This is a genomic window from Pseudoalteromonas sp. TAB23, assembly GCF_000498075.1.
In the GTDB taxonomy this organism is placed as follows: domain Bacteria; phylum Pseudomonadota; class Gammaproteobacteria; order Enterobacterales; family Alteromonadaceae; genus Pseudoalteromonas; species Pseudoalteromonas arctica.
Map to the genome: position 1 here is coordinate 25,786 of NZ_AUTP01000233.1, position 12,892 is coordinate 38,677.

12 protein-coding genes are annotated in these 12,892 nt (G+C 38.2%); 2 read left to right on the forward strand and 10 right to left on the reverse strand.

Translation table 11 applies throughout. From position 1 onward, the window contains the following. Positions 1 to 57: 57 nt before the first annotated feature. Entirely contained in the window at positions 58 to 1,068 is a 1,011-nt protein-coding gene (gene ansA / locus L654_RS0114060; RefSeq protein WP_007582693.1) for an asparaginase, read from the forward strand. 69 nt (positions 1,069 to 1,137) lie between these two features. On the opposite strand, the gene gndA is transcribed toward ansA, so the two are convergent. Continuing rightward, complete coding sequence (gndA, locus tag L654_RS0114065; RefSeq protein ID WP_024590135.1) at positions 1,138 to 2,511, reverse strand: NADP-dependent phosphogluconate dehydrogenase; 1,374 nt, start codon at positions 2,509 to 2,511, stop codon at positions 1,138 to 1,140. Between the two features lie 377 nt (positions 2,512 to 2,888). On the opposite strand from gndA, the gene pyk reads away from it, so the two are divergent. Next, positions 2,889 to 4,325 carry a pyruvate kinase gene (gene pyk / locus L654_RS0114070; RefSeq protein ID WP_007582689.1) on the forward strand — a complete coding sequence of 479 codons (1,437 nt, stop codon included), beginning with the start codon at positions 2,889 to 2,891 and terminating at the stop codon, positions 4,323 to 4,325. A 68-nt stretch (positions 4,326 to 4,393) separates the two neighbouring features. Here pyk and L654_RS0114075 read toward each other — a convergent pair whose 3' ends face one another. The 9 genes from L654_RS0114075 to infC all read right to left on the reverse strand — a co-directional run. Then, positions 4,394 to 5,218, reverse strand: a complete 825-nt coding sequence (locus L654_RS0114075; protein ID WP_007582688.1) for a LytTR family DNA-binding domain-containing protein — start codon at positions 5,216 to 5,218, stop codon at positions 4,394 to 4,396. Next, positions 5,211 to 6,287, reverse strand: a complete 1,077-nt coding sequence (locus L654_RS0114080) for a histidine kinase (protein ID WP_024608248.1) — start codon at positions 6,285 to 6,287, stop codon at positions 5,211 to 5,213. Before L654_RS0114080 ends, L654_RS0114075 begins: the two co-directional genes overlap by 8 nt. 251 nt (positions 6,288 to 6,538) lie before the next feature. After that, positions 6,539 to 8,095 carry a SulP family inorganic anion transporter gene (locus L654_RS0114085; RefSeq protein ID WP_010554472.1) on the reverse strand — a complete coding sequence of 519 codons (1,557 nt, stop codon included), beginning with the start codon at positions 8,093 to 8,095 and terminating at the stop codon, positions 6,539 to 6,541. Between the two features lie 128 nt (positions 8,096 to 8,223). After that, positions 8,224 to 8,682 carry an Lrp/AsnC family transcriptional regulator gene (locus L654_RS0114090; protein WP_007375323.1) on the reverse strand — a complete coding sequence of 153 codons (459 nt, stop codon included), beginning with the start codon at positions 8,680 to 8,682 and terminating at the stop codon, positions 8,224 to 8,226. Between the two features lie 107 nt (positions 8,683 to 8,789). After that, on the reverse strand, positions 8,790 to 9,431 hold the full coding sequence (locus tag L654_RS0114095; protein WP_024608249.1) for an MBL fold metallo-hydrolase: 642 nt from the start codon (positions 9,429 to 9,431) through the stop codon (positions 8,790 to 8,792). A 1-nt stretch (position 9,432) separates the two neighbouring features. Beyond that, the gene (locus L654_RS0114100; RefSeq protein WP_024608250.1) at positions 9,433 to 11,253 is read right to left on the reverse strand and encodes a M14 family metallopeptidase; all 1,821 of its coding nucleotides are present in this window, start codon (positions 11,251 to 11,253) and stop codon (positions 9,433 to 9,435) included. A gap of 487 nt (positions 11,254 to 11,740) precedes the next feature. Next, a complete protein-coding gene (rplT, locus tag L654_RS0114105) occupies positions 11,741 to 12,100 on the reverse strand; it encodes a 50S ribosomal protein L20 (protein WP_002960711.1) in 360 nt (119 codons plus the stop codon). A gap of 15 nt (positions 12,101 to 12,115) precedes the next feature. Further along, a complete protein-coding gene (rpmI, locus tag L654_RS0114110; protein ID WP_002960713.1) occupies positions 12,116 to 12,316 on the reverse strand; it encodes a 50S ribosomal protein L35 in 201 nt (66 codons plus the stop codon). 212 nt (positions 12,317 to 12,528) lie between these two features. Beyond that, positions 12,529 to 12,892, reverse strand: a 364-nt coding sequence (gene infC, locus L654_RS0114115; protein WP_029753619.1) for a translation initiation factor IF-3, incomplete at its 5' end; no start/stop codon positions are given.

A 12,892-nucleotide genomic window follows, 5' to 3' on the forward strand; every position in this document is an offset into this window, starting at 1 on the left:
TGTATTTAAAGTTACTTAACGTTATACTAAGCCCAGTTTTTTTACTGGGCTTTTTTTATGAAACGTAAACGCATTTATATCGCTTATACTGGCGGTACTATAGGTATGAAAAAATCGAGTCGAGGTTATATTCCTGCTGAAGGTTTTTTAACAGAAACCGTAGTGAACAACGCAGAGTTTAACCGTGATGAAATGCCTTTGTTTGATATTCACGAATACTGCCCTCTTATAGATTCTTCAGATATGTCTCCTGAGCATTGGCAACTTATTGCTGATGACATTAAAGATAAATACCAAGATTATGATGGTTTTGTTGTGCTTCATGGCACCGATACAATGGCGTATACAGCCTCAGCACTATCGTTTATGTTCGAAAATCTAACTAAACCTGTAATTGTAACTGGCTCACAAATTCCGCTTTCTCAATTACGCTCAGATGGCCAAGTAAACCTTCTGAATGCAATGTATCTAGCGGCAAATTATCCAATTGCAGAAGTAAGTCTATTTTTTAATAACCAACTGTTTAGAGGTAACAGAGCAACTAAAGCCCACGCCGATGGATTTAATGCATTTGCGTCACCTAATCTTGATCCCTTAGCGTTATCGGGTATTAGTATTCAACTTATTAAAGGCCAACTTAGTCCTTATGTTGAAAATGAGCTGCAAGTTACCCCCATTACACCTCAACCCATTGGTGTGCTTTATTTATACCCTGGTATCAGTCAAGAAGTGGTTAAAAGCTTAGTTAATGGCAATATTAAAGCCTTGGTGTTGCTTAGTTTTGGTGTAGGTAATGCACCGCAAGATCCTAACTTTTTATCAATACTTGAAGAAGCAAGTAAACGTGGCGTCGTTATTGTTAATTTAACCCAGTGCTTAAAAGGCCATGTAAATATGGGCGGCTATGCAACGGGTAATGCACTGTTAAATATTGGTGTTATTAGTGGATATGATATGACCCTTGAAGCATGTTTAACTAAATTACATTATTTATTTAGTCAGAAGCTAGAAGTCGAGACGATTCGTCATTTAATGCAAGACAATTTACGTGGTGAGTTAAGCCGTTAAATCTCACAGCACCAAAAATACAAAAGGCACGCTAAATAGCGTGCCTTTATCGTTTTAAACAACTGTTTATTATCTAACTTTAGCGTCGATATCTACTAGGTCAGTTAAATGGCATGTTTCACCGCTATGGGTTTTAACGCCGTGCTCACCAAAGTAATCACGCTGGGCTTGAACTAAATGCCCATTACTCGGTGTGGTTAATGTTGCTAAATACGTTTGTGTAGCACCCAATACAGGGAATGCTAAACCAGTCATTATTGCTTGGCCGGTAATTTTGCGCAAAGAGTTAGACTCTTTCTCAAGGGTATCAATAAATTCAACACCTTGTGCAACGCTATCAAGGTAGTCAGCACGAATAATACAACCAGCACGCCACGTTTGAAGCGTTTTAGATAAATCAACTTTCCACTGATGAGTACGTGATGCACCTTTAATTAACGCTAAACCTTGGCGATACGCTAGTAAGCTTGCAAGTAAGAACGCTTCTTTTAGCTCTTCTAAATCAATTTCAACATTGTTAGTTGGTTTAGATGCATACGTCATCTCTTGTGCAGCCGTTGTATTACATGCATTAGTTAAATGACGAGCTTGTACAGCAGCAACAAGTGAAGGAACTGCAATACCAAGTTCTAGTGCATTTTGCGCAGTCCAAAGACCAGTACCTTTAGCGCCAACTTTATTATCAATTAAGTCCGCAAGCGGTACATTATTATGATTTTCAAGTGACAATATGTGGCTAGAAATAGACAGTAAGTAGCTATTTAATTGACCTTCTGACCAGTCATTAAATATCTCAGCCACTTCTTTTGGAGAACGATTAGTGCCTAAACGAAGTAATTGGTACACTTCTGCAATAAGTTGCATAAGTGCGTATTCAATACCGTTGTGAACCATTTTTACAAAATGACCACTTGCTGATTGACCAACACGTGCAAAACACGAGTCGCCATTATAGCTAGCAGCTACTTTTTCAAACCATGGCTCAATACGTTCCCAACCACCCTCAGAACCACTTGCCATCATTGCAGGACCATGGCGAGCGCCTTCTGCACCGCCAGAAATTCCCATAGTGGCAAATTCAAATTTATTTTGGTATTTAAGTTTACGCGTTATACCGTCTTTATAATTACTATTACCGCAATCGACAATCATATCGTCACAGTTAACGCCGGCCTCTACAAGTTCATTACAAACTGTATCAACTAACTCACCAGCAGGAACAAGTAATAAAATAGAACGAGGTGCCTCTAAACGCCTTACCATGTCTCTTAAATCAGAGACAATGTGAAGCCTATCAGCCATGCCTTGAGATTTAGCACAACTTAGTAACTCTTCACCCGCATGTGGGTTTTTGTCATAAGCGACTAGCGTTATCCCTTTTTCAATCAAGTTTAGGGCAAGATTTTTTCCCATAACGCCTAACCCTACTAATGCAACTTGCATCTAGTGTCCTCCTCGGTAACAACTATTTGGTTAGAAAATTCAGTGTATAAATTAAATAATACCGCGTGCATTATACTCATACAGTCATAAAATACTAATTATGAGTCAATACAACATGCTTTTTTATTACAGATAAATAAGCTACGTAATTATATCAAACATCAATGGTCTCGGGGTGACTAAAAGCAAAGCTAATTGAAATTAAGATCATTGACGCATTCTGACACCGGTGTCATAATGATGACACAATAGTTTTGTATAAAATAGTGGCAAACCTTTGAAGTTTGCACATAACTAAAATATTTTATTCTAATATAGATATTTTAAGTCAACAAAATAACGTCAACATGCTTTCACCAAGCAAACAGGAGAAATTGATGCTAAGACGCACGAAAATAGTCGCTACCCTTGGACCTGCTACCGATAGAGATAACAACTTAGAAAAAATTATTATCGCTGGGGCTAATGTAGTACGTTTAAACTTCTCACATGGTGTTGCCCAAGATCATAAAGACCGTGCACAAGCTGTACGCGATATTGCAAAAAGATTAGGCAAGCATATTGCTATCCTTGCTGACCTTCAAGGCCCTAAAATCCGCGTTTCTACTTTTAAAGAAGGTAAAGTAACGCTTGCTGTGGGTGCAAAATTTACCCTTGATGCAAAAATGGAAAAAGGCGAAGGCGACATAAACTCCGTAGGTATTGATTATAAAGAATTACCTAACGATGTAAGCCCTAACGATTTACTACTTCTAAATGACGGCCTTATTCAATTAAGTGTTGATGAAGTAGCTGGGCATTTAGTGCATTGTACAGTTACTGTTGGCGGTGTTTTATCTAACAATAAAGGTATTAACCGTTTAGGTGGTGGCTTAACTGCTCCAGCATTTACTGAAAAAGACAAAGAAGATTTAATAACTGCCGCTGAAATTGACGTAGATTACATTGCCGTATCATTCCCACGTAGTGGCGACGATATGCGCTACGTACGCTCACTTGCTGAAGCTGCTGGTTCAAAAGCACAGTTACTTGCTAAAATTGAACGTGCTGAAGCCGTTGAAACCCAAGAAGCTGTTGATGACATCATTTTGGCGTCTGACGCTGTAATGGTTGCTCGTGGTGATTTAGGTGTTGAAATTGGTGATGCTGCTCTTATGGGCAAGCAAAAACTAATTATTCGTCGTGCTCGTTCATTAAACCGTACTGTAGTAACAGCAACGCAAATGATGGAATCGATGATTGATAACCCTATGCCTACACGTGCAGAAGTTATGGATGTTGCAAATGCTGTTCTTGATGGAACAGATGCTGTAATGCTTTCAGCTGAAACAGCTGCAGGTGATTATCCTGAAGAAACAGTTGCGACTATGGCACGCGTTTGTTTAGGTGCTGAATCGCAAAAAGAAACGCACGTTTCTAAACACCGTTTAGATAGTCGCTTTTCTAACAATGCTGAATCAATTGCGCTTTCTGCTATGTATGCAGCTAATCACTTAGATTCTGTTAAAGCAATTATCACACTTACTGAATCTGGTAGTACGGCTAAATTAATGTCGCGTATCAGCTCAGGCTTACCAATCTACTCGCTTTCACGTCATGCGAGTACATTAGGTCAAACAGCACTTTATCGTGGTGTTTACCCAGTATTTTTTGATTCTACAAAAACTGAAAAAGACGGTATGGTAAAAGCCGCGCTTGATACTTTAGTTTCTCAAGGGTCTTTACAGTCTGGCGATACAGTAATTATTACTCACGGTGACTCAATGGAAACTGTGGGCGCAACTAACACAATGAAAATTGTAACTGTTGCGTAATTAAACGCCGAATATAAAAAATGCGAGCTTAGCTCGCATTTTTTGTGTCTGTAATAAAAGCGTTGGCTTTAACTTGCTAATGCCGCTTTAACCTTATCTCGGTAGCTACGGCTCACTTTTAATTCTTGGCCATTTTCAAGTACTAATAAATACTCACCACTTACTTGTGTAACCAGTTTACTAATTTGTTTTGTATTTACTATTGCGCTGCGGTGCACACGCACAAATAACTGAGGGTCGAGCTCTTGCTCAAGCTCTTTCATTGTTTTACGTAGAATATGCGTTTGTCCGTCTTCACAGTGTAAACACATATAGTCACCTGCTGCATCAACCCATTGGATAGTCGCTACAGGTACCCGTATAATTTCACCCTGCTCTTTTACAGCAAGCGATTCTGGGTAACGTCTGTCTGTTAGCATATCGCCAGTGGCTAATTTTTTAAGTATTTCTTCGCAATTGTTACCAGTAATACCGGCTACAAAACTCGCTAGTTTTTTCTTATGGGCGTTGTCTTGCTGCGTTTTTAAGTAGGTATGCACTTTTTCTACCGCCTGTTTTAGTCTGTTATCATCAACGGGTTTTAAAATGTAATCGAGAGCATGAATTTCAAACGCTTTTACAGCAAACTGGTCAAAGGCCGTTACAAATACAATCGCTGGTAATGCTTTTGAGCTTTCGCTAAGGGCTCTTGCTACTTCAAAGCCATTCATACCTGGCATTTGAATATCTAAAAAAACCAAATCAATTTTCTCGCTTTGACACATTTCAATTGCATCAGCGCCTGAACTACACAATTTAATTACTTCAATATCAGAGTATTCTTCGAGCCTTACCGCTAAACCTTTTCGTGCTAACGGTTCATCATCAACAATGAGTGTTTTTATTTTAGTCATTTTTCACAGCCTTCTCAAAAGGTACTCGCAGATTAACTTTTAATCCACTTGGCGTATTATGTGATAATACAAACGAATAATTATTTTCATACAACGTTTTTAATCTATCTTTGGTATTAGCGACACCTACGCCTTGAGCGTTAACTAATTGGCCATCGAGTATGTCAGTACCTGGGCCGTTGTCGCCCACTTCTAGTAATAACTCATTCGCAAATACCTGTGCTTTTATATCAATTACTCCACCTTCTGTTAGATGGGCAATAGCATATTTAATCGCGTTTTCTATAATAGGTTGCAAGATTAAGCTCGGTACTAAAGCCTCTTTAGCTTGCTCGCTTACATCTACATTTACCTTTAATCGCTCATCAAAACGTACACGTTCTATTTCTAAGTAAAGCATGAGCGCATGTAACTCTTGCTCTAACGGTACTTTTTTTATTGGATCGGTATTTAATGTATAACGTAGAAAGTCACTTAACCTTGCTACCATTAAGTTAGCATCTTTGTTTTCTTTAACCAAAATTAAAGTAGAAATAGCGTTAAGTGTATTGAATAAAAAATGGGGGTTAAGCTGATACCTAAGCATTTTTAATTGCGCTTCGTGTGCCATAGTTGTGGCCTTTAACGCTTTTTGTCGCTCACTTTGTAATAACTGATAATATTTAACGCCAAAGTACAAACCACTCCAACATAAAATAATATATACAGAATCTAAGCCTTGCTGCAGGTAATAAAACCACTCCTCTGGTCTATAACCATGGCGGTATATTTCCCACAAATTAAATTTTTGAACGACAGCCCATAAAGTACCTGTTACATAGGAGGCACCAAATACCACAATCATTAATACCCAAGGCGAGGCATTCCAAATTTTACGGTAAATATACCTAAGCGGTACTGTCATTAAGCAACCAGCGTAAGCATTTAATAAAATAACAAATACGTATATATCACGCATTTCAAATACTTTAGAGCCAATATAATTTACTAACGCATAACCAATCCAGCCTGCAATTTGCAAAAGCCAAAAAAAGCGTTGTCTGTTATCGACTAAAGATTGCCAGTTCAAAATAGATGTTTACTCCGTATAGTTAAAGACTAATTCCATAAAATAGGCGCTTGTTATTCTTTATTATTTTTACCTATGTAGGGCTAATTTTAATAAAATTAGATAGTCTTATTATATAGATTTATGAGTTTGCATAGCACTACAGCCTACCTTGCTTTTTAATAGTCTTACCGCAAACAAATAGTAGATACACTAAAAAAGCGAAAGGTTATTCACCTTTCGCTTTTTAAATATAAATAGCTTTGTGTAAATTAAGCTAGTTTGTCTGATGCTACTTTGTATGTTGGATCTTCAATCACATTCACTTCAACCAAATCGCGTGCTTTATGCAACAACTGCGTACAGTCTTTACTTAAGTGACGTAAGTGAAGTTGTTTACCTGCTTTTGTGTACTTATCAGCAAGTGTGTCAATTGCTTCTATTGCACTGTGATCAGATACGCGGCTATGCTTAAATTCAACAATTACATTTTTAGGGTCATTTTTAACATCAAATAACTCTGCAAAGTTTTTAACTGAACCAAAGAAAAGCGGGCCATGTAACTCATATACTTTAGCGCCTTCTTCGTCAATATAGTTAGTTGTGTATATGTGCTTAGCATGCTGCCAAGCAAATACTAATGCAGATACAATAACACCTACACATACTGCAATCGCTAAATCGGTAATAACCGTCACACCCGATACAAGTACTATTACGAACGCGTCAGATAGAGGCACACGCTTCATCATTTTAAAGCTGGCCCATTCAAACGTACCTAATACAACCATAAACATAACACCAACAAGTGCAGCTAGTGGGATCATCTCAATTAAGCTTGAAGCGAATATGATGAACGCAAGCAACATCAATGCAGCACTTATACCCGATAAGCGAGAACGACCACCTGAGTTAATGTTGATCATTGATTGACCAATCATTGCACACCCCCCCATTGCACCAAACATACCACAAGTAATATTTGCAGCGCCTTGGCCTATACACTCTTTATTACTGTGACCGCGAGTTTCTGTAATCTCGTCAATTAAGCTAAGCGTTAATAATGATTCAATTAAACCAATAGCCGCTAAAATAAGTGCATAAGGAAAAATAATTTGTAGCGTTTCGAAAGTAAACGGTACCATAGGAATATGAAACTGAGGTAAACCGCCTGCAATTGTTGCAGCTTCGTCGCCTGTCATTCCTTTTAAGAAATCAACTACAGTATGCGCTTCTAAATCCAAACCAATGACTAAAGCGGTCACTGTAATAATAGCGACTAATGTAGAGGGTACAGCCGTTGTTAGTTTAGGTAAAAACTGAATAATAGCCATGGTTAAAGCCACTAAACCAAGCATAATATATAACGGGTTACCCGTCATCCATTCTTGTCCGCCCATACCATCAGGCACTTTAAATTGTCCTAACTGAGCAAGAAAAATAACAATAGCTAAGCCGTTTACAAAACCAAGCATTACCGGATGAGGAACCATGCGGATAAACTTACCGAGTTTAAATACACCCGCGAGTATCTGCAGTATGCCCATGAGCAATACGGTCGCAAATAAATACTCAACACCATGATCAAGCACTAAACTTACCATAACAACAGCTAGTGCACCGGTTGCACCTGAAATCATACCAGGGCGGCCACCAAATATAGCCGTAATTAAACCAACGATAAACGCGGCATATAGACCAACTAAAGGTTCTACATTTGCAACAAAGGCAAACGCAACAGCTTCTGGCACCAAGGCTAGCGCCACAGTTAATCCAGATAGAATATCGTTTTTAGCAGAGCTAGGCGCCCTACTGAGTAAGTTAAACATTGAGTTCCTCAAATGGTGTAATGGGTATCAAAAAAGCGCTAAATTCTACCAAATTAGCGCTCAGTTAACAATTCTCATTATGTGGTTAAACTAAACTAAAAGAGGTTTAGCTTTTAAAAGAAGTGCTTTTATAAAGGGAGGGAAGTACTACGTTTTACACATGTCATTGTTACATTAGAATGTACTTCTTGTACATACTCTAAGCTTAGTAAATTATCGCGTACAAAGTGCTCATAACCTTCTATGCCTTGTGAAATTATGCGTAGCATAAAGTCCATTGTTCCGGCCATGGTGTAACACTCTGTTACTTGATCATAACTCATTATAAGTTTTTCAAATTCAGCAAGGTTCTTTTTACCGTGATTTGATAAACGCACATGTGCATATACAAGCATATCAAAGCCAAGTTTTTTCTCATCTAAAAGAGCCACTTTGCTTTTTATATAACCATCTTGCTCTAGCTTGGCAATTCGACGCCAGCATGGAGATTGAGACAAGCCTACTTTATCAGCAATTTCTGCGGTTGATAAACTAGCATCTTGTTGTAAAAGTGCCAATATTTGGCGATCTACGTGATTTAGAGACATTTTATTTCTTATTTATCAAATAAACTGGTTAAATTATACAACCATTTTAAAACTCAGTCTGCTTATTTTTAATTTTTATGCAGTTTGCCAAACTTCAAATAAGTAACTTAACCAAACTTACCACTCACAAAAGGATTTGTTTGTTTTTCAAATCCCACCGTAGTGTCGCTCCCATGCCCTGCCAATATTTTAGTATTATCAGGTAAGGTTAGAATATGCGTCTTAATCGACTCTATAAGTTGTTCGCTGTTCCCCTTAGGGAAATCAGTTCGCCCTACCGAGCCTTTAAAAATAACATCACCTACAATAACGCATTCATTGTCTTGTTGATAAAACACAATATGACCAGGTGTATGCCCTGGGCAATGCTTCACTAAAAAGCTAAGTTTACCTACGCTCACGGTGTCGTTATGGTTTAGCCAAATATCCGGATAAAAAGGCTCAATGGGTTTAAACCCGAACATTTGTGCTTGCATAGGTAAGTTTTCAAACCAGAAGTACTCATCTTTTTGTGGGCCAATAATTTGTACGTTAAATTGATTACGTAAAATATCAGCCCCGCCCACATGATCTAAATGCCCGTGCGTTAACCAAATAGCACTTAATTCTAGTTTATGCTCATTAAGGGCTGCTACTATTTTATCAAGGTCGCCACCTGGGTCTATGACTACGGCTTGTTTAGTTTCACTACACCAAATAATACGACTATTTTGTGCAAATGCAGTGACGGGTATGGTTATAATTTGCATATTAGATTTCTTTACTTTTTTGATCCGGGATAACAACTTCTTCTTCAAATGACATCAATATTGGGTACTTTAAGTACGCTTGATCATAAAATGGACTTTGCTCATATAACCAGTTTAATCTCGCATCAGCGTCGCTTGCGAACGATTTATCTTTAAGCTTTTCATCAAACCTAAGCGCTAGCTTTGGATTGTCTTTTAGCATTTGGCGTGCAAACGGAATTAGTGCATAGTTTTCCATATACTCAGTACGCTGAAAAATAGTATTAAATTCCCCCCATGCAAAAAACGAATCTGGTGCTTCAGGATGCAATAAATGCACAGCAAGCTCACCTGCTTTTTGTTGAGTATTGACTTGATACCAACCATCTAAATCTACATTTATAGCAGGGACATAATCAAAACTTGCTGACACTCTAAAACGGCCTTCAAATGGTGCTTTATCAAACGTGTAGTCTGCCACCTTTGCTACTTTTAAAGGCTGTGTGTTTGCCCCTTCAAGTTTATTAATAGAGACACCATGTAACTTTAGTTTCTTAATAATATTGCGATATACAGGCGGAATAAAAAAAGCTTTAGGTACTTCAACTGTATGTTGTACATCTTTTTGCCAATAAATAGGTAAGTCGGTATATGTATGTGCTTTACCCAAATACTTCACTTCATTTTGGCCTGAGAGCGCATTCATGCTTGATGAATACTCAATACCTTTAAACTGCGCAATCGTATCAGCTTGCTTGGCATAGCCACGCTTTACTATTAACTGTTTAGGAACAAATTCCTGTTCTTTTTTTACTGCATTAGCTAATTCATGACTGTGCTTTGATAGCGCAGTAATAGCACCATCTAAAAATACGTAAGTTCCTAATACACGTTGCTTGTAAGGCTTCAATGAATGATTTTCAACTAAAATAGTCGGTAATGACTTTAAATCACCCCAACCATTTGAAAAGCGCGGCGTAGCAACCCATCCCGCTAATCCTTTTTTAAAGTCGCGCTTGTCCATAACAAAAACAAGTGGCCCTGGCATGTGCCCTTGCTTAGCTAGCGTATCGTCAATCAGAGGCTTAAAAAACTGGTTTAGTGCATCAGATACCGCAGGCGACTCGCTTGAAAATACCGGATTNTTGTAGCCATAAGTCACATCATATTGGTAATCTGCGCCGTCGGTTACGTGTACATCAATGTATAAATTTGGGTTGTAGTCGTTAATAACCTTTAAAACACTTCTAACTTCTGGGGTATCTAATTTAGTAAAATCGCGATTTAAATTAAGGTTATTAGCATTTGTTCTAAAGCCCATTTTTGCAGGGCCCCGTTGATTGATGCGATTGAATGCACTGCTACGTTCGTGTCCATCTACATTTAAAATAGGAATAAATAATATGTTTACCTTTTTTAAAATGTCACGGCGCTTACCAGTCGCTATATCTCTGAGTAACATAAACATGGCATCTTTACCGTCTATTTCACCAGAATGTATTCCTGCCTGGATAAAAATAGTTGGCTTAGTGCTATTAGCCATTTGCCTTGCTTCAAAAAAACCTTGTTCACTGGCAATCAACATTTTTATTGCACGCTTGCTATTACTATAGCCAATGGTTTGAGATTGAAACTGAGTAGGGTTTGCAGCAACTAATCTATCTACAAATGCCATTGTATTTGCATAATCTGGCGACGCTTCACCTTCTGACAACTCAAAATCAGTAGTTAACGGCCCTTGTTTTTGTAAAAGCTCTACGCTTTTCCCCTGCCACTCAATTAATGGAGGTAAGTGTGCGTCATACGCCACACTTGCAGATAAAACTAGTAAACTTGCAAACATAAAATTCTCTAACAAACGCCTTAATTAAATAAATTATATCAACTAAACTTTTTATAATGAGGAAACTGCGGTGATTCAACAAAAAAATGCAGCCAATTACATGTCACTCATTCACACCTGTCTTTTAAGGCTATATAACGTTATTAATGTACAGTAATTCATTACATTACTATTTATACCAACTCGTAAAAATACTTAATCAATTTAAAGGATTACATCTGACGCTAACAGCGCCAAAAATGTCTGATATACGTCTGCATGGATCCAGGAGAGTGAGTAATGATGGAGCAATTGCCAAGAACAACTAAATAGTGAATTTCGCCCTGCTCTAACGTATCTTTTTATCGATAAATAGAGCTAATATAAGCAGATGGGTATTAATTTGAAAAAGCCGATTTAGCTCAGCTATAAAAAAGTGTAAGTTATTAAATTACAGGCACAAAAAAAGGAGCCATAGGCTCCTTTTTTAATACTTATATGAAAAAGCTTAAGCGGCTAGGCCTTCTTTTGCTTTTTCTACAAGCGCTGCGAATGCAACTTGGTCATAAACAGCGATATCTGCAAGGATCTTACGATCGATTTCTACAGATGTCTTTTTAAGACCATTGATAAAACGGCTGTAAGACAGACCATTTTGACGTGAAGCAGCATTGATACGTGCAATCCATAATTGACGGAAAGTACGTTTCTTCGCACGACGGTCACGGTAAGCGTATTGACCCGCTTTAGTAACAGCCTGGAAAGCTACGCGGTAAACACGTGAACGTGCTCCGTAGTAACCTTTTGCTTGTTTTAAAACTTTTTTGTGACGTGCACGTGCGACAACGCCGCGTTTAACTCTTGCCATTTCTAAAAACCCCTATTAAGCGAACGGTAACATACGTGAAACTAGACCATGGTCATTTTTATGAACCATCATCTTAGGACGTAGGTGTAACTTACGCTTAGAAGTTTTCTTAGTCAGAATATGACGAAGATGCGCTTGTTTACGCTTGAAACCGCCAGAAGCAGTCTTTTTGAAACGCTTAGCAGCGCCACTGTGACTTTTTAGCTTATAAGCCATTGCAATAACTCCAAATTGTATTGCTTTTAAATTAGTAAGCAGGCGTGAGATATATTTCTATAGCTCCACTTTTAGGCCTAACTTACTGCCATGTTCCGGTGAAGACCCAGCATAAATGCCGCAATCTTACTTTAATACCGGTTAACTCAGGTGAATATTCGCATATTACTTGCAGACCTGAGCTAATTTCGGTGCGTATTATCGCTTAAAAATTATTTTTTAGCAACAGGCGCCATCATCATAACCATTTGGCGACCTTCAACACGATTTGGGAAAGACTCAACTACTGCAAGTTCTTCTAAATCGGCTTTGATACGGTTTAATAATTCTATACCAATTTCTTGGTGAGCCATTTCACGACCACGGAAGCGGATAGTAATCTTAGCTTTATCGCCAGCTTCTAAGAACTTACGTAAGTTGCGAAGCTTAACCTGATAATCACCTTCATCCGTACCAGGACGGAATTTGATTTCTTTTATCTGGATTTGCTTTTGCTTCTTCTTCTGCTCTTTTAGTTCTTTGCTTTTTTCAAAGATGAACTTACCGTAATCCATGATTCTACAAACAGGCGGCTCA